The 17558-nt window shown below is 72.5% G+C and carries 18 protein-coding genes; 12 read left to right on the forward strand and 6 right to left on the reverse strand.

Annotated features, from left to right (window positions below; genetic code table 11):
• Positions 1-114 precede the first annotated feature (114 nt).
• From H958_RS0107035 to H958_RS0107065, 7 genes are all read left to right on the forward strand, one after another.
• On the forward strand, positions 115-861 hold the full coding sequence (locus H958_RS0107035) for a dienelactone hydrolase family protein (protein WP_028058131.1): 747 nt from the start codon (positions 115-117) through the stop codon (positions 859-861).
• A gap of 61 nt (positions 862-922) precedes the next feature.
• Positions 923-1864: a hypothetical protein gene (locus tag H958_RS0107040; protein ID WP_028058132.1), complete on the forward strand. Its 942-nt coding sequence runs from the start codon at positions 923-925 to the stop codon at positions 1862-1864.
• Positions 1865-1907: 43 nt separating this feature from the next.
• Entirely contained in the window at positions 1908-2804 is an 897-nt protein-coding gene (locus H958_RS35655; RefSeq protein WP_037409665.1) for an ABC transporter ATP-binding protein, read from the forward strand.
• The gene (locus H958_RS42935) at positions 2801-3547 is read left to right on the forward strand and encodes an ABC transporter permease (protein ID WP_051323951.1); all 747 of its coding nucleotides are present in this window, start codon (positions 2801-2803) and stop codon (positions 3545-3547) included. The genes H958_RS35655 and H958_RS42935 overlap by 4 nt, the downstream gene beginning before the upstream one ends.
• Positions 3547-4422 carry a GNAT family N-acetyltransferase gene (locus tag H958_RS0107055; RefSeq protein WP_028058133.1) on the forward strand — a complete coding sequence of 292 codons (876 nt, stop codon included), beginning with the start codon at positions 3547-3549 and terminating at the stop codon, positions 4420-4422. Before H958_RS42935 ends, H958_RS0107055 begins: the two co-directional genes overlap by 1 nt.
• Before the next feature lie 12 nt (positions 4423-4434).
• Positions 4435-5385, forward strand: a complete 951-nt coding sequence (gene cysK, locus H958_RS0107060) for a cysteine synthase A (protein ID WP_028058134.1) — start codon at positions 4435-4437, stop codon at positions 5383-5385.
• A gap of 40 nt (positions 5386-5425) precedes the next feature.
• Positions 5426-6478, forward strand: coding sequence for an alpha/beta hydrolase (locus tag H958_RS0107065; RefSeq protein WP_081685685.1), 1053 nt, complete (start codon positions 5426-5428; stop codon positions 6476-6478).
• Here H958_RS0107065 and H958_RS0107070 read toward each other — a convergent pair.
• Positions 6468-7037: an RBBP9/YdeN family alpha/beta hydrolase gene (locus H958_RS0107070; protein WP_028058136.1), complete on the reverse strand. Its 570-nt coding sequence runs from the start codon at positions 7035-7037 to the stop codon at positions 6468-6470. The genes H958_RS0107065 and H958_RS0107070 overlap by 11 nt on opposite strands.
• A gap of 21 nt (positions 7038-7058) precedes the next feature.
• Here H958_RS0107070 and H958_RS44890 point away from each other — a divergent pair, with 21 nt between their 5' ends.
• Genes H958_RS44890 through H958_RS0107095 form a run of 5 tightly spaced genes read left to right on the forward strand, consistent with a single transcriptional unit; the run spans position 7059 to position 10493 of the window.
• On the forward strand, positions 7059-7265 hold the full coding sequence (locus tag H958_RS44890; RefSeq protein ID WP_037409667.1) for a sulfurtransferase TusA family protein: 207 nt from the start codon (positions 7059-7061) through the stop codon (positions 7263-7265).
• Complete coding sequence (locus tag H958_RS0107080) at positions 7262-8116, forward strand: HesA/MoeB/ThiF family protein (protein WP_051323952.1); 855 nt, start codon at positions 7262-7264, stop codon at positions 8114-8116. The genes H958_RS44890 and H958_RS0107080 overlap by 4 nt, the downstream gene beginning before the upstream one ends.
• Positions 8117-8130: 14 nt before the next feature.
• The gene (gene cysE / locus H958_RS0107085) at positions 8131-8859 is read left to right on the forward strand and encodes a serine O-acetyltransferase (RefSeq protein ID WP_028058138.1); all 729 of its coding nucleotides are present in this window, start codon (positions 8131-8133) and stop codon (positions 8857-8859) included.
• Positions 8860-8870: 11 nt separating this feature from the next.
• Complete coding sequence (locus tag H958_RS0107090) at positions 8871-9302, forward strand: SRPBCC family protein (RefSeq protein WP_028058139.1); 432 nt, start codon at positions 8871-8873, stop codon at positions 9300-9302.
• Between the two features lie 9 nt (positions 9303-9311).
• On the forward strand, positions 9312-10493 hold the full coding sequence (locus H958_RS0107095) for a hypothetical protein (protein WP_051323953.1): 1182 nt from the start codon (positions 9312-9314) through the stop codon (positions 10491-10493).
• On the opposite strand, the gene aceB is transcribed toward H958_RS0107095, so the two are convergent.
• From aceB to H958_RS0107120, 5 genes are read right to left on the reverse strand one after another with little or no spacing between them, the layout of a single operon-like run.
• Entirely contained in the window at positions 10490-12037 is a 1548-nt protein-coding gene (aceB, locus tag H958_RS46015; protein WP_051323954.1) for a malate synthase A, read from the reverse strand. The genes H958_RS0107095 and aceB overlap by 4 nt on opposite strands.
• Positions 12034-13278 (reverse strand): (Fe-S)-binding protein, encoded by a 1245-nt coding sequence (locus H958_RS0107105; RefSeq protein ID WP_028058142.1) that lies wholly within the window; start codon positions 13276-13278, stop codon positions 12034-12036. Before H958_RS0107105 ends, aceB begins: the two co-directional genes overlap by 4 nt.
• Complete coding sequence (locus H958_RS35670; RefSeq protein WP_051323955.1) at positions 13278-14354, reverse strand: FAD-binding oxidoreductase; 1077 nt, start codon at positions 14352-14354, stop codon at positions 13278-13280. Before H958_RS35670 ends, H958_RS0107105 begins: the two co-directional genes overlap by 1 nt.
• The gene (locus H958_RS0107115; protein WP_081685689.1) at positions 14351-15871 is read right to left on the reverse strand and encodes an FAD-linked oxidase C-terminal domain-containing protein; all 1521 of its coding nucleotides are present in this window, start codon (positions 15869-15871) and stop codon (positions 14351-14353) included. Before H958_RS0107115 ends, H958_RS35670 begins: the two co-directional genes overlap by 4 nt.
• Positions 15856-17523, reverse strand: coding sequence for an L-lactate permease (locus H958_RS0107120; protein WP_028058144.1), 1668 nt, complete (start codon positions 17521-17523; stop codon positions 15856-15858). Before H958_RS0107120 ends, H958_RS0107115 begins: the two co-directional genes overlap by 16 nt.
• Positions 17524-17558 lie beyond the last annotated feature (35 nt).

Below are 17558 nucleotides of genomic sequence, written 5' to 3' on the forward strand. Positions count from 1 at the left end.
GACCGCGGCGATGGTCGTTGGCCGAGCGGTCCGCATGTACTGCAGCGAGCCCCAGCCGGCGCTCATCTCCCGCCCGCCATACTTGCGGGTGCAACAACCGGACGAGGAGACGGCATGACCGGGACCACCGTTGAGATCACGACGCACGACGGCGTGGCGGACGCATACCTTGCGCGGCCCGACGATGATGGGCGCCATCCCGGCGTGCTGCTGCTCGTCGACGCGTTCGGGCTGCGACCGCAGATCGAGCAGATGGCCGACCGGATCGCGGAGCATGGCTATGTCGTGCTGGCGCCGAACGTCTTCTACCGGAACGGCCGTGGCGAGCTGCTCGCCGGCGTCGACCTCAAGGACCCCGAGCAGCGCGGACCGACGATGGAGAAGGTGATGCCGCTCGTGCGGGGGTTGACGCCCGAGCTGATCGCGCGCGACGCCGAGGCGTACCTGGACGGGCTCGCGCAGGAGAGCGAGGGGCCGGCCGCGCTGACCGGGTATTGCATGGGCGGGCGCCTCGGGTGGGCGATCGCCGCCGCGCATCCCGAGCGCGTCGCCGCGGTCGGCTGCTTCCACACGGGAGGCCTCGTGACCGACGGCGACGACAGCCCGCACCTGCGCGCCGGCGAGATCGGCGCCGAGCTCTACTTCGGCCACGCCGACAACGACCGCAGCATGACCCCGGACAACATCGCCGCGCTCAACCACGCGCTCGACGAGGCCGGCGCCCGCTACCGCGCCGAGGTCTACGAGGGCGCCGCCCACGGCTACACGATGGCCGACACGGCCGCGTACGACGAGGCGGCCGCCGAGCGGCACTACTCGGCGCTGTACTCGCTGCTGGACCGCACCGTCGCGGCCGCGTAGGCCTCGCCGCACGTTCGACCGTCTCGCCCCCGAGGTACCGGGCCTCCCTGGAGGCGAGCACATGCACGCGAAGTGGGTTGTGGCAGTTGCCGCGCTCGGCGCCGCCATGCCGCCGGCGGCCGCGAGCGCGGCTCCGGGCGCTCCGGGCGCGCCGGGGGCGGTGGCGAACTGGACGCGCGGCGACAAGGAGGGCTTCGGCACCTCCACGACGACGGCCGGGAAGACGTGGTTCACGCTCGCCGGCGGCGAGCTGAGCGAGGTCTACGCGCCCGACCTCGGGACGCCGAGCCTGCGCGACCTGCAGTTCGTCGTCTCCGACGGCGCGACGTTCACCGAGCGCGAGACCGGCGACGCCGTGCAGCGGACCGAGCTCGCCGACCCGCGCAGCCTCACCTACCGGCAGGTCGACACGGCGCGCTCCGGCCGCTGGCGCATCACGGAGACATACGTGACCGATCCCGACCGCTCGACGGTGCTCGTCGACGTGACGTTCGAGTCGCTGACCGGCCGGCCGTACCGGCTGTACGCGCTCGCGGATCCCGCGCTCTCGAACACCGGCGACGACGACCGCGGCGCGGGCATGACGGCGTGGGATGCGAAGGGCGCGAGCGCGATCGCCGCCGACCCGCCGTTCAGCCGCGCCTCCAGCAGCTACATGGGCGCGAGCGACGGCTGGACGGATCTGGAGACCGACCACCGGACCGGGCTGAAGGGGAGCCGGCATCTGACGCTGGCGCTCGCCTTCGGCGCGAGCCCGGCCACCGCCGCCACCACCGCGGCCGCCTCGCTGCGGACCGGGTTCGGCATGCTGCCCGAGCAGGTCTGGGACGACCGCCCGCCGGCGGGCCGGACCGGGTTCGAACCCGGAACCGGCACGGGCTCCGCGACGCCGCTCGGCTGGACGCACGCGCAGCTGATCCGCCTGGCGTGGTCGCTCGACGCCGGCCGCCCGGTCGAGCGGCCGGCGACCGTCGCCTGCCGCTACGCCGGCGCATGCGGATGACGCGCACGTCATCTCGCCGCTTTCGCTGGTAGTTGTGTGGGGGATGGCGCAAGCAATCGAGGTCTCCGGACTGACGAAGCGCTTCGGGGAGGTGCTGGCGGTGAACGACCTCTCGTTCACCGTCGACGAGGGGCGGATCGTCGGGTTCCTCGGGCCGAACGGAGCGGGCAAGACCACCACGTTGCGGATGCTGCTCGGGTTGATCAACCCGACGGAGGGAATCGCGACGATCTTCGGCACGCCGTACGGCGCGCTGGAGGACCCGGTCCATACGGTCGGGGCCGTGCTCGACGGCGGGATGCTCCACCCCGGGCGTACCGGGCGCAACCATCTGCGCGCGCTGGCGCGCGAGGCGGGCGTGTCCGACAGCCGCGTCGACGAGCTGCTGGAGCTGGTCGCGCTGACCGAGGCCCGCGACCGGCGCGCGGGCGGCTACTCGCTCGGCATGCGCCAGCGGCTCGGGCTCGCGAGCGCGCTGCTCGGCGACCCGAAGATCCTCGTGCTCGACGAGCCGGCGAACGGCCTGGATCCCCAAGGCATCCGCTGGCTGCGGGACTTCCTGCGCTCGCTCGCCCGCGAGGGGCGCGCCGTGCTGGTCTCGAGCCACGTGCTCGCCGAGGTCGCCCAGACCGCCGACGACGTCGTGGTGATCAACAAGGGCCGCTCGGTCGCGCAGGCGACGCTGACCGAGATCATCGCCCGCTCCGGCGGCGGGATGAAGGTCTCCGGTCCCGACACCGCGAGGCTGCGCGACATCCTCGTCATCGGGGGCGCCGAGGTCAGCGGCGACGGCGACCTGATCGTGCGCAACCGCAGCGGCGAGGACATCGGGCGCGTGATCGCCGAGCACCAGCTCGTCGTGTCCGAGCTCGCGCCCGTGGGATCCTCGCTGGAGGACATCTTCTTCGAGCTCACCGAGGCGACCGGAGGACCGTCATGACCCGGCTGATGGCGGCGGAGATCTTCAAGCTGCGCACGACGCGGACGTTCTACGGCCTCGTCGGCGGCGCGCTCGCGCTGGTGCTGGTGATCGTGATCCTCGCCTCCGCGACGGCGGGCGCGAACGACATCTCGCTTCGCGACGTCATCTCGATCGCGGGCTTCGCGCAGGTCTTCGCGCTGCTGCTCGGGATCATCGCCATGACGAGCGAGTTCCGGCACGGGACGATCACGCCGAGCCTGCTCGTGGTGCCCGACCGCGTCAGGCTCACGCTCGCCAAGCTCGGCGCGAGCGTCTCGGCCGGCCTCGTCCTCGGGATCGTCGCCACGGGCCTGGCTGCGCTGATCGGGGCCCTGATCCTCGGCGCCCGCGACATCGAGACCGGGCTCGCCGGCTCGCAGGTGACGAAGATGGTGATCGGCGGGATCGTCGCGTGCGGCCTCTACGCCGCGCTCGGCGTCGGCGTCGGCGCGCTCGTCCGCAACCAGGTGGGCGCGATCGTCGGCTCGCTCGTCTACCTCTTCGTGCTCGAGAACCTGCTGACGATCGCCAAGCCGCTGCGCGACCCGGTCGCGAAGTACGGCTTCGGCGGCGTCGGCAACGGGCTCACCGGCACCGGCGACCCCGGCGCCGATCATCCGCCGCTCGACCAGGTCCCCGCCGGGATCCTGCTCGCCGCCTACTGCGCGATCTTCCTGATCGCCGGGATCGCGCTGCTCAAGAAGCGCGACATCACCGCGTGATGCGCCCGCCGGCCGAGGCGGACGCCGAGGCCATAGCGAAGCTGGTGATCGCGCGCGACATCGCCGACATCGGCGAGCCGGACTACACGCTCGCCGACCTCAGGGACGAATGGACGGCCGCGGAGTTCGACCTCGCCACCGATGCCGTCGTGGTCGAGGAGCACAGTCGCATCCGCGGCTACGCGGCGTTGCGCGGCCACGAGGCGCTCATCGCGGTCGACGAGGAGCGCCGGGGCGAGGGGATCGGCACCGCCCTGCGCGGGTGGGCCGAGAGCCGCGCCCGCGAGAAGGGGCTCACGACGCTGCACCAGTACGCCGGAGACCGCAACACCGCGGCGCGCGAGCACCTGACCGCGGCGGGCTACGAGCGCGAGCGCAGCTACTGGCGCATGGAGCTCGAGCTCGAAGGCGACGAGACGCCGCCGCCACCGCCCAAGGGCTACGCGCTCCGCCCGGTCGACCTGCAGGCCGACGCCGGCGACCTCTACATCGTCAACGAGGCCGCGTTCTCCGGCAATGCGGACTACGAGCCCGAGTCGAAGGCGCACTTCGGCGACGAGCACCTGCGCGGCCACAACCTGCGGCCCGAGCTCAGCATCGTGGCGACCCGCGAGCACCGGATCGCCGGGTTCGCCGTCGTGCGCGACCACGGCAACCGCGTCGCCTACGTCGACCTGCTCGCCGTCCATCCCGACCACGCCGGCCGCGGCCTCGGCAGCGCGCTGCTGCGCGGCGCCTTCGCCGGCGCCGCCCGCGCCGGCTTTCGCTCCGGGCGCCTGGGCGTCGCCTCCGACAACCCGAACGCGATCCGCCTCTACGCACGGACCGGGATGACGCAGCGGTGGCGCGTCGATTCCTACGCCCTTCATCTCTAGGCTTCTCCCTAAATGGGCGACATTCCGATCAACATTGCCGACCACGTCGGCCGGACGCCGATGGTGCAGTTCGGGCGCCTGGCTCCGGACGGCGCGCAGGTCTTCGGCAAGCTCGAGATGCAGAACCCGGGAGGCTCGGTCAAGGACCGCATCGGCGTCTCGATGATCGAGGCCGCCGAGCGCGAGGGCCGGATCGAGCCCGGCCGCACGACGATCGTCGAGGCGACCAGCGGCAACACCGGCATCGCGCTCGCGTTCGTGTGCGCGGCCAAGGGCTACGACCTCGTGCTCACGCTGCCGCAGGGGATGAGCCGGGAGCGCGAGGGCCTGCTGCGCCTCTACGGCGCGCAGGTGCACATCACCGAGTCGCTCGGCGGGATGAACGAGGCCGTGGCGGCGGCGCAGGCGATGGCGCAGGACCGCGACGTCTTCCTGCCCGACCAGTTCTCCAACCCGGCCAACCCCGAGGCGCACCGGCGCACGACGGGGCCCGAGCTGTGGGAGGCGCTGGACGGGAGGATCGACTACCTGGTCGCCGGCGTCGGCACCGGCGGGACGATCACGGGCGCGGGCTCGTTCCTGAAGGAGCGCAACGAGGATCTGAAGGTGATCGCCGTCGAGCCCGCGACGTCGGCGGTGCTGTCCGGCGGTCGTCCAGGTCCGCACAAGATCCAGGGCATCGGCGCGGGCTTCGTCCCGCCGGTGCTGGACCGCAGACTGCTCGACGAGGTGGTCCCCATCGACGACGAGGACGCGATCGAGACGGCGCGCCTGGCCGCCCGCCGCGAAGGCGTGCTGTGCGGCATCAGCTGCGGCGCGGCGCTGTACGCGGCGCTCCAGATCGCGCGCCGCCCGGAGGCGCGGGGCAAGCGGATCGCGGTCGTGCTGCCGGACTCCGGCGAGCGCTACGTGTCCACGCCGTTCTTCGCGCCCGAGCCCGAAACGCAAGCCCAGGTCGCATGATCGGCCCGTTGAGCCCGGCAAGGCCACGCGGAGCGGGACAGTGAGCGCGCGCGAGGTCGAGGGCCCCGCCGGCGCGCCGTGGGAGCCGCCGCTGCACGGCACGCTGGACCGCCTGGTGATCGAATCCGACGCGCTCGCCGGCAACCCGCTCGGCGACCCGGAGCGCCGCCCGCTCTACGTCTACCGCCCACCGGGCGTCGAGCTCGACCACCCGAGGGCGCTGCCGAGCATCTACGTCATCCAGGGCTTCACCGGCCAGCTCGACATGTGGTTCAACCGCACGCCGTTCGAGCGCACGATGGTCGAGCGCCTGGACGCGATGTTCGCCGCCGGTGACTGCCCGGACGTCCTGATCGTGTTCGTCGACGCCTGGACGAGCTACGGCGGCTCGCAGTTCCTGAACTCCAGCGGTACCGGCAACTACCTCGACTATCTCGCGGACGACGTCGTCTCCTTCGTCGACGAGCGCTACCCGGCGATCGCGAGCCGCGACCATCGCGGGCTGACCGGCAAGTCCTCGGGCGGCTACGGCGCGATGGTCGTGCCGATGCTCCGGCCCGACGTCTTCGGCGCGCTCGCGAGCCACGCGGGCGACGCGCTGTTCGAGGCCTGTTACCTGCCCGAGTTCCCGCACCACGCGCGGATCCTGCGCGACGAGTTCGACGGCTCGTGGGAGATCCTGTTCGACCGCCTGCGCGAGGCCGACCACGGCGCGTTCGAGCGCTTCCGGCCCTTCGAGACCTACGGCTACGCCGCCGCCTACTCTCCGGATCCGGCCAAGCCCGGCCGCGCGCTGATCCCGTTCGACGCGCACGGCCGGCTGATCGACGACGTGTGGGAGCAGTGGCTCGCCAAGGATCCGGTCCGGATGGCGCCGCAGCGGGCCGGCGCGCTGCGCGACATGAAGCGGATCCACCTCGACGCCGGGCGGCGCGACGAGTACTACCTCGACCTCGGCGCGCAGGCGTTCGCCGCCGAGCTGGAGAAGCTCGGCGTGCAGCACACGCTCGAGCTCTTCGACGGCAAGCACGGCGGCCTCACGTACCGCTATCCGGGAGCGATCCGCGAGCTGGCCCTGGCCCTTACGCCGTGATCGGCGCGACGCCCTCGCGCGCCCACAGCTCGACCTCCGGCCACGGCCCGAGCCCGGCGTCCGGGTTCAGGTGCCCGCGGCCGGGGATGAGGTCGGTCGCCAGCTGCAGCGGCCGCCCGTAGAGCCGCTGGGCGCCCTCCGGGCAGTACGGATCGTCGTCTGAGCACACGAGCCGCGCGCCCTCGGGCGTGGACGCGCGCAGCGCGCCGGCGTCCAGCGGCGCCGGGAAGAACGAGTCCAGCTCCTCGGGCGCGCCCGTCCGCGAGGGCGGCGCGACCATCAGCACGCGCGCGGCCGGACTCCCGCCGCCGGCGCTGTGGTGCAGCCACAACAGGCACGCCAGCGAGTGGCAGAGCACCACCGGCGCCGACGGCAGCGCGTCCAGCTCGCGAGCCAGCGCGTCCAGCCACGAGCGAAGCTGGGGCTGATCGGCGTCCGGCAGATCGGGATAGGCGACCTGGGCGTCGGTGGCGCGCAGCCGCCCCGCGAGCCAGGTCTGCCAGTGACCGGGCCCTGAGCCCTGGTAGCCGTGGAGGATGAGATATGAAAGCCGCCCCATGCCGGCCGCTACGGTACCCCAATGGTCCACGTCCTCGATGTCACCGGTCTGCGCTGTCCGATGACGTGGGTGCGGACGAAGCTCGAGCTGGAGCGCCTCGCGGCCGGCGACACGCTGGAGGTGCGGCTCCCGCCCGGCGAGGCGGTCGAGAGCGTGCCGCGCTCGGCCCGCGAGGCGGGCCATGACGTCGAGCTGGCCGGGACGACGGCGAGGATCGTGCGCCGGTGAGCGAGTCGAGCTCGCGCCGCAGCTTCTTCCGCGACCTCGCGGCCGCCGCGGCCCGCGCGCTGCCGGATCCGACGCCGGTGGAGTTCGTCACCGAGTCCTCGCAGCCGCTGCTCAACGACAGCGAGATGGAGCGCTACTCGCGCCAGCTGCTGCTGCCCGAGTGGACCGAGCTCGCCCAGCTGGCGCTGCGCGACGCGAGCGTGCTGGTGATCGGGGCGGGCGCGCTCGGCTCGCCGGTCGCCGCGTATCTCGCGGGCGCCGGCGTCGGCCGGCTCGGCATCGCGGACTCGGACGTCGTCGAGATCAGCAACCTCCACCGGCAGCCGCTGCACTTCACGCCCGACGCCGGCGCGCAAAAGGCCGAGTCGGCCGCGGCCAAGCTGCGCTTCCTCAACCCCGACATCCTCGTCGAGGCCTATCCCGTGTACGTCGAGGAGGACAACGTGCGCGGGCTCATCGCGCACCAGGACCTGATCGTCGACTGCTCGGACTCGTTCGCCACCCGCCACCTGGTCAACGCCGCCTGCTGCGCGGCCGGCGTGCCGCTCGTAGAGGCCGGCGTGGTCGGCTGGAGCGGCCTCGTGATGAGCATCCGGCCGGGGGAGACGGCGTGCTACCGCTGCGCGTTCCCCGTCGAGCCCGAGCACGCGCCGTCGTGCGCGGAGGCCGGCGTGCTCGGCCCGGCGGCGGGCGTGATCGGCTCGCTGCAGGCGCTCGAGGCGCTCAAGCTGCTCTCCGGCACCGCACCGCCGCTGACGGATGCGTTCCTGCAGGTGGATCTGGCTTCCCTGGAGGTCCTGCGCGTGGCCGTGACGCGGCGCGCCGACTGCCCGGACTGCGGCCCCGGGTAACCTCTCGTAGGTCCATGTTCGGCGCAGCGACCGTCCGGCGGCTCACAGGCGACGTCACCGCCGTACGCGAGCGCGATCCCGCCGCCGCGGGCGTCTCGGCGCTCGGCATCCTCAGCGGCTGGCCAGGCTTGCACGCGCTGATCGCGCACCGCGTCGCGCACGCGCTGCGCGAGCGCGGCGTCCCGGGCCTGCCGCGCGCGATCGCCTATCTCTCGCGCTCGCTGACGGGGATCGAGATCCATCCCGCCGCGCGGATCGGCGACGGCCTGTTCATCGACCACGGCATGGGCGTCGTGATCGGCGAGACCGCGCAGATCGGCGCCAACGTCACGCTGTACCAGGGCGTCACGCTCGGCGGCACCGGCTTCGCCACCGGCAAGCGCCATCCGACCGTGCAGGACAACGTGACGATCGGCTCCGGCGCGAAGCTGCTCGGCCCGATCACGATCGGGCACGGCGCGAAGATCGGCGCCAACGCGGTCGTCATCCACGAGGTGCCGCCGAACTCGACCGTCGTCGGCAACCCGGGGCATCCCGTCCGCGTCGAGGGCCGCAGGCCCGAGGGACCCGACGCCGACTGGGTCCATCTGCCCGATCCGATCGCCGACGCCCTGAAGGTGATGTCGGCGCGCGTCGCGACGCTCGAGCGCGAGCTCGCGGAGGCGCGCGGTCTCGAGCCCGGGCCGCCCGCACAGGTCGTTCCTCTGAGGCCTGCGCGCGGTCCCTCCCCCGCCGGTGGGTAGCCTCCGGCTCAATGGCCTCCTTCTCGCATACGATCGACGTTCCGAAGCCGCCCGCCGAAGTCTTCCCGTGGCTGCTGGAACAGGACAAGGTCCCGCAGTGGACGAGCGACGTCTCCTCCTATGAGGCGCAAGGCCCGCTCGCCAGCGGCACCCCGATCCGCCAGGTCATCGCCATCGGCGGCAACCACATCACGCTGGACATGAAGGTGGAGGCCTACGACCCGCCGACGAGCGCCGTGGTCGGCTTCTCGACCAACGGCGTCGACATCACCAACACGTACACCGTCGAGGCCAACGGCGGCGGCGGGAGCCGCGTGACCCAGGGCCTGGACGCCAAGCCGTCGTCGATCGCCGCGCGGATGCTGATCCCCGTGCTCCAAGGGCGGCTCGAGAAGAAGGTCACCGAAGACCTCGAGCGGCTGCGCGAGGTGCTCGGGGGGTAGATCCCCCGGGTGCGCGCCGTTCTGCTCGCCGTCCTCGCCCTCGCGCTGTGGCCTGCCGCGGCCGCTGCGCAGGACGTCGTGTCCGCCGCCGCGCGGGCGCTGCGCACGGATTCGGTCTACGTCGACCCGTCGGCTGAGCTGGCGCGCCAGGTCGACGCCGCCGAGCTGCGGCGGCGGATCGGCGACCACGCCATCCGGCTCGCGGTCGTCCCCGCGCGCGCCGGAGAGCCGGTGAGCTTCGCGCGCGAGCTGCGCGCCGAGGTCGGCCGCCCCGGCGCGTACGCGGTCGTCGTCGGCACCCACTTCCGCGCCGGTCCGGGCTCGGACGTCGCGCAGGCCGCCGACGCGGCCGCGCGCGACCACCCCGGCGATCTCCAGGCGGCCCTCGACGACTTCGTCGACCGCGTCGAGGGCAGGCCGCCGGGCTCTGGCGGCATCGGCGCCGGCGCGGTCTTCCTGCTCGTGCTGATCGCCGCGGGCGGCGGCCTGCTGCTGCTCTCGCGCCGCCGCCGGCGCCTGCAGGAGGCCGATGAGCTGGCCGAGGTGCGGGAGACCGCGCGCGACGACCTCGTCGCGCTCGGCGAGGACATCCGGGCGCTCGACCTCGACGTCCAGATGCCGGGCGCCGATCGCGCCGCCCGCGAGGACTACGCGCGCGCCGTCGACGCCTACGACCGGGCCAACCGCGTGTTCGAGACCGCCCGGCGGCCCGCGGACCTCGCGCCCGCGTCCGCCGCGCTGGAGGAGGGGCGCTGGGCGATGACCTCCGCACGCGCGCGGCTGGAGGGCCGCAGGCCGCCCGAGCGCCGCCCGCCGTGCTTCTTCGACCCGCGCCATGGACCGTCCACGCGCGACGTCGAATGGGCGCCCCCGGGCGGCACGCCGCGGCCGGTGCCGGCCTGCGAGGCCGACGCGCAGCGCGTCGAGCGGGGCGACGAGCCGCGGACGCGGCAGGTCGGCGGGGTGCCCTACTGGGACGCCGGCCCCGCGTACGCGCCGTTCTACGGCGGCTTCTTCGGCGGCGGCTTCCTCCCCGGCCTGCTGGTCGGCGAGATGCTCGGCGGCTGGGACTCGCCGGGCTGGTTCGACACGGGCGGCGACTGGGGCGGCGGCGACTTCGGCGGTGGCGGCGACTTCGGCGGTGGCGGCGACTTCGGCGGTGGCGGCGACTTCGGCGGCGGCGACTTCTAGTCGATCAGCTCGTAGGCGGGGAGCGTGAGGAACTCGGGGAAGTCCTCGCCGAGCGCGACCTGCTCGAAGATCCGGCGCGTCTCCTCGGGGCGGCCCTTCTCCCACACCTCGTCGCCCACCTCGGCGTGGATCTTCCCCATCTCCTCGTCGAGCACCTCGAGCACGCGCTCGCGGCTGACCTTGCCGTGGCGAACCCACTGCCAGATCTGCGAGCGCGAGATCTCGGCGGTGGCGGCGTCCTCCATCAGGTTGTTGATGCCGGCCGCGCCGCGCCCGCCGAGCCAGAACGAGATGTACTGGAAGCCCACGCTGACGTCGTTGCGCAGCCCCTCCTCGGTGATCTCGCCCGGGGTGGAGGCGGCGTCGAGCAGCTGCTCGGGCGTCACCTCGACGTCGTAGCGCTGCTTGTCGATCTGGTTCGGGCGCGAGCCCAGCACCTCGTCGAACGCCGCCTTGGCGGCGTCCACGACGTCCGGGTGCGCGACCCACGTGCCGTCGAAGCCGGCCTTCGCCTCGCGCTCCTTGTCCTCGCGCACGGCGTCGATCGCGCGCTGATTGGCCTCGGCGTCCTTGCGCGACGGGATCAGCGCCGCCATGCCGCCCATCGCGAACGCGCCGTGGGCGTGGCAGGTCTTCACCAGCAGCTCCGTGTAGGCCTTCATGAACGGGACCGTCATCTTCACGTCGTTGCGATCCGGCAGCACGAAGTCCGGGTCGTCGCGGAAGACCTTGATCATCGAGAAGATGTAATCCCAGCGGCCCGCGTTGAGCCCGTAGGAGTGCTCGCCGAGCGCGTGGATGATCTCCGCCATCTGGAACGCGGCCGGAAGCGTCTCGATCAGCACGGTCGCGCGGATCAACCCGGGCGGGAGCCCGAGCGCCTCGCGGGTGAACTCGAAGACGTCGTTCCAGAGCGCCGCCTCCTGGTGGTGCTCCAGCTTGGGCAGGTACAGGTACAGGCCGAGGTTGCGCTCGGCCAGCCGCGGGCCGGAGTGGAACGCGTACAGCCCGAAGTCCATCAGCCCGCCGCCGACCGGCTCGCCGTCGATCTGCAGGTGCTTCTCCGGCAGATGCCAGCCGCGCGGGCGCACGAGCAGCGTCGCGACCTCGTCGTCGAGCTCGTAATGGCGGCCGTCGGCGCCGTCGTAGGTGATCGTGCGCTCGATCGCGTCGATCAGGTTCACGTGCCCCTCGACCTGGTTGCGCCAGGTGGGCGAGTTCGCGTCCTCGAAGTCGGCCATGAAGCCCTTGGCGCCGGAGTTCAGGGCGTTGATGACGAGCTTGCGGTCGGTCGGGCCGGTGATCTCCACGCGGCGGTCCTCGTAGTCGGGCCGCGGCGGCGGGACCTGCCAGTCGCCCTTGCGGATCTCCTCGGTCTCCGGCAGGAAGCCGCTCGGCGGCTTGCGCTCGGCTCTCGCGCGCAGGAGCTCCTTACGCCGCTCGCCGAAGCGACCATGCAGCTCGGCGATGAACGCCAGCGCGTCGTCGGACAGGATCTCGCTCGCCCGCTCGTCGGGGGCGGGCGCAATGTCCAGGCTGCTCACGGTCGTGCTCCTCGCAACGAGAGGTCCAGCAGGGTCATGGGGTGGTAGATCGGGAGATCGAGGTGGCGCCCGATCTGCAGCGCGCAGCCCGGGTTGGCCGCGGCGATCGCCTCGGCCCCGGTCGCGCGCAGGTTCTCCGCCTTGCGCGCGCCGAGCTGCTCGGCGGCCTCGGGCTGCAGCAGGTTGTAGATCCCGGCCGAGCCGCAGCAGAGCTCCCACTCGGCGGGCTCGAGCAGCTCCAGCCCTGGGATCGCGCGCAGCAGCTCGCGCGGCTCGGAGCGCACGCCCTGGGCGTGGGCGAGGTGGCAGGCGTCGTGGTAGGCGGCGCGCAGCGGCAGCTCGTGGCGGACGGCCTGCGGCTCGTGCGCGGCCAGCAGCTCGTGGACGTCGACGACCTTGGCGGAGAACGCGGCGGCGCGCTCGGCCCACTCGGGGTCGTCGGACAGCAGATGGCCGTAGTCCTTCATCGCGCTGCCGCAGCCGGCCACGTTGGCGACGATCGCTTCGTACCCCTCGTACGCCGCGATCGTCTCGCGCGCCAGCCCGAGCGCCTCGTCCTCCACGCCGGAGTGCAGCTGCAGCGCGCCGCAGCAGCGCGGCGAGCGCGGCGCATCGACCTCCCAGCCCTCGGCCGAGAGCACGCGCATCGTGGCGGCGTTGACGTCGCCGAAGAACACCCGCTGGATGCAGCCCTGCATCAGCGCGACGCGGCCGCGCTTGACCGGCGCCTTGGTCCCTTTGCGCTTGGGCAGCCGGCGGAACATGGCGGCGGGGGAGACCGGCGGCGCCAGCGACAGGATCGCCTTCAGCCGCGGATGCGGCATCAGCGGCGCGAGCTTCGGCGCCAGCTTGGAGCCCGGCACGAGCGCGCGCAGCCGCGCCGGGTGCGTGAACAGCTCGAAGATCGCGTGCCGGTACGCCCGCTCCTGCCATGAGCGCGCCTCGCTGCGCTCGAGCTGCGGGCGCGTGCGCTCGATCAGCTTGTCGTACTGGACGCCGGACGGGCAGGCCGTCACGCAGGCCATGCAGCCGAGGCAGCGGTCGAAGTGCTCGACCATCTCCTCGGAGATCGTCGCGCCCTCCTCGTGGCCGACGCGCATCAGCAGGATGCGCCCGCGCGGCGAGTCGGCCTCGTCCTCGAAGACCACGTAGCTGGGACACGTGGGCAGGCAGAACCCGCAGTGCACGCAGTCCTTGATCAGGTCGAGGTCGGGCGGATGGGTCGTATCCCAGGCGGTCATCAGATGCCTCCAACGAAGGTCCCGGGACGGAAGATCCGCGCGGGATCGAAACGCGCCTTCAGCCGTTCCATGACGACCTGCGCGCCGCCGGCGTCCGGCCACGGATCCCCTACCCGGTCGGCGCCGTCGAGCACCGTGCAGGCGCGCGGGGAGAGCGCGGACCTGACGGTCTGCACGCGCTCGGCGGGATCGTCGGCGGAGAACGCCAGCCAGGAGAGCCCCAGTCCGGCGCGCGAGACGACCGACGCGCCGACCCCGTCGGCCGCCCGGATCACGGCGGGAAGGTCCGTCGGGCGGCCGGAGACCTTGAGCACGACGGCCGCCCGCTGCCGCGAGCGCTGGCGCTCCCACAGCTCGTCGTCATCCTCGATCGTCTCGACGCCGTCGAGCTCGATCTTCGTGCCCTGCGCCCGCTGTGCGGCGGTGTTGCCCGAGTAGCGCACCAGCACCCGCCCCGCGCCGTTCGCCCACGCGACGTCGAGGCAGTCGGCCTCCAGCGGCAGGCGGGCGAGCGCGATGACCGCGGCCGCGAGCCGCTCCGGGTCGTCGGCGGCTCCCGTCACGGTGGCCGTCCGGGCCGGCAGCGGGTGCAGTCGCACCGAGATCGTCGCAATCAGGCCCAGCGTCCCGAACGAGCCGGCGAACAGCTTCGCCAGGTCATAGCCGGCGACGTTCTTGATCACCTTGCCGCCGGCTTTCGCGATCGTGCCGTCGCTGAGAACGACCGAGACGCCCACCACGAGGTCGCGCACGCCGCCGAAGCGGTGCCGCAGCGGCCCCGAGTCCGCGGTGGCCATGATCCCGCCGAGCGTCGAGCGCTCCGACGGCGGGTCCCAGGCGATCATCTGCCCGTTCTCGGCGAACGCCGCCTGCGCGTCGGCGAACGGCACCCCGGCCTCCAGCACCGCGGTGAAGTCGCCGACGTTGTGCTCGAGGATGCGGTCCAGCCCGCCGGTCTCGAGCGGCTCCTCGCCGCGATCCGGAAGCCACGGCTTCGTGCCGCCGCCGACAGGCCGGACCGGGCGCTCGAGCCCGCGCAGCAGCGCCGCCGCCTCCTGGACGCTGTCCGGCCTCAAAACCGCTCGGCCAGCCCGGCCGCCTCCAGCGGGTGGATGCGATACGGCCCGGGGACTTCGCCGCACAGCCGCGGGGTCGGCATCAGCTTGCCCGGGTTCGCGAGGCCGGCGGGATCGAACGCGCAGCGCAGCCGCTGGAACGCGTCGAGGTCCTCCTCGGCGAACATCTTCGGCATGTGCTTCTTCTTGTCGACGCCGACGCCGTGCTCCCCGGTGATCGAGCCGCCCGCATCCAGGCACGCGTCGAGGATCAGCGCCGACAGCTCCTCCGCGCGTTCCGCCTCGCCCTCGACGGCGCCGTCGTAGCAGACCAGCGGGTGCAGGTTGCCGTCGCCGGCGTGGAAGACGTTGGCGACGATCATCCCGTATTCCTCGCCGAGCGCCTCGATGCGCCCGAGCACCTCCGGCAGCTTGGTGCGCGGGATCACACCGTCCTGGACGAAGTAGTTCGGCGAGATCCGGCCCATCGCGGCAAACGCGGCCTTGCGCGCCCTCCAGAAGCGCTGGCGCTCGGCCTCGTCGCGGGCGACGCGGACGTCGTCTGAGCCGTTGCGCTCGCAGATCGCCACGATCTCGTCGAAGCGTGCCTCGCACTCGCGCGCCGAGCCGTCGAGCTCGACCAGCAGCGCGGCTCCGCGGTCGATCGGGAAGCCGGCCTTGGCCGACTGCTCGGAGGCCTCGACCGCCTTGGCGTCCATCATCTCGATCGCGCCCGGCACGACGCCGCCCTGGACGATCTCCGACACCGCCTCGCCCGCCTCGTGCGTGGTGTCGAAGAACGCCACGAGCGTCTTGACCGTCTCGGGCGACGGAACGACGCGCAGCCAGATCTTGGTCGCGACGCCGAGCGTGCCCTCCGAGCCGACGAACGCGCCGAGCAGGTCGTAGCCGGGCGCGTCGGGCTCCATCCCGCCGAGCTGGATCATCTCGCCGTCGCCGAGCACGAGCTCGAGCCCGGTCACGTAGTTGGTCGTGAAGCCGTACTTGAAGCAGTGCGCGCCGCCGGAGTTCTCGGCCACGTTGCCGCCGATCGAGCAGACGATCTGCGAGCTCGGATCGGGCGGGTAGAAGAAGCCGGGCCCGACCGCGGCGCTGACGTTCGCGTTCGTGACGCCGGGCTCGACGCACACGCGCCCGTTGTCGAGGTCGATCTCGAGCACGCGCTTCATCCGCGCGAGCACGAGCAGGACGCCGTCCTCGACCGGCAGGGCGCCGCCCGAGAGGCCGGAGCCGGCGCCGCGCGCGACCCACGGAACCTCCGCCGCGGCGCACGCCTTCACGACCGCGTGGACCTCCTCGGCGGTGTTCGGGAGCACGGCCGCGGCCGGCGTCGCGCGGTACTGCAGCAGCCCGTCGGACTCGTAGGTCCGCAGCTCGTGCTCGGCCGTGTAGACCCACTTGTCGCCGACGATCGCTCGCAGCTCGGCGACGAGCGGCCCGATGTCGCGCGCCGGCGCCTGCGGCGCGTCCTCGACGACCGCGGGGCCCTCGGGAGCCGCGTCTACGGGACCATCCATGACAACACCGCCGTCGATTGCAGGTAGACGAGCACGCACATGATCAGGAGGAGAAGGATGCTCCATCCGACCACCTTGCGGAAGAGATCGCCCTCCTTTCCGCCCAGCCCTACGGCGGCGGCGCCGATCGCCAGGTTCTGCGGCGAGATCATCTTGCCTAGCACGCCGCCGGACGAGTTCGCGGCGGCCAGAAGCGTCGGATCAAGCCCCGCCTTCTTGGCGGCGGACGCCTGCAGGACGCCGAACAGCGAGTTCGAGGACGTGTCGGAGCCGGTCACGGCGGTGCCGAGCCAGCCGATGATCGGCGAGAAGAACGCCAGCACGCCGCCCACACCGGCGATCCAGCTCCCGATCGTGAGCGTCTGGGCGCTCAGATTCATGACATAGGCGAGGCCGAGCACGGCGGCGACGGTGACGGTCGCCCACTTGAGCTGGCTGATCATCCGCCCGTAGGCGTTCAGCGCGCGGGCGGGCGAGACGCGCAGGACCGCCATCGTCAACAAGCCGCAGATCAGCAGCAGCGTGCCTGCCGCGGGGAGCCAGTTGAACTTGTACGTGGCCGCCGTCGGCGCTTCGCCCTTGGCGTTGAGGATGTTCAGGCCAGGCCAGGAGAAGTCCGACTCCCCCTTGGCGAGGAAGTCCTTCACCGGTCCCCACTGCGCGATCGCGAAGACGACGATGATGATCAGGTACGGCGCGTACGCGGCGAAGATGTCGCCGCGGGAGTCGCGCCCGGTGCCCTCGCGCCGGCGCACCGCATCCTCGTGCGCCACGTCGTGCACCGACGCGCCGGCGATCGCCGGGCGGCCGAAGCGGCCTTCTTCGCCGGCGAGCGGCTCCTCCGGGCTCCAGATGCGCAGGAACGCCACCATGGAGCCGATCGAGAGCAGCGAGGCGACGATGTCGGTGAGCTCGACCGAGACGTAGTTCGAGCAGGCGAACTGGCCGATCGCGAAGCTGATGCCGCCGACCATCGCGGCCGGCCAGACGGCGCGGATACCGCGCATTCCGTCGACCATGCCGACGAGGATGAGCGGGACGAAGAGCGCGAGGAACGGCGTCTGGCGGCCGACCATCGCGCCGAGGTCGTCCTTCGGGATCTCAGTCAGCCCGGCGAGCGTGACGATCGGGATCGCGATCGCGCCGAACGCGACCGGCGCCGTGTTGGCCACGAGCGCGACCGACGCGGCCTTGATCGGCTGGAAGCCGACGGCGACGAGCATCACGGCGGTGATCGCGACCGGCGTGCCGAAGCCGGCGAGCGCCTCCAGCAGCGCGCCGAACGCGAACGCGATGATCACGGCCTGGATGCGCTGGTCGTCGGAGATCGCCGAGATCGAGCGCCGGAGCACGGCGAAGTGCCCGGTGTCCTCGGTCATCTTGTAGATCCAGATGGCGTTCCAGACGATCCACATGATCGGGAACAGCCCGAACGCCATGCCTTCAAGAGCCGCATCGAGCGCCTGCCCGGCGGGCATCGAGTAGACGATGATCGCGACCAGGATCGAGACGGCCAGCGAGATCAGCGCGGCGACGTGGGCCTTGAGCTTCAGGCCCCCGAGCAGGACGAACAGCGTGGCGAGCGGGATCAGCGCGAACAGCGCGCTGACGAACAGCGAGTTGCCAACCGGATCGAGCACCTGCTTGTACATCGACATCTCCTCCCGGGAAGTCCTGAGAGGCGCAT

It is taken from the genome of Candidatus Solirubrobacter pratensis (assembly GCF_000425945.1).
In the GTDB taxonomy this organism is placed as follows: domain Bacteria; phylum Actinomycetota; class Thermoleophilia; order Solirubrobacterales; family Solirubrobacteraceae; genus Solirubrobacter; species Solirubrobacter pratensis.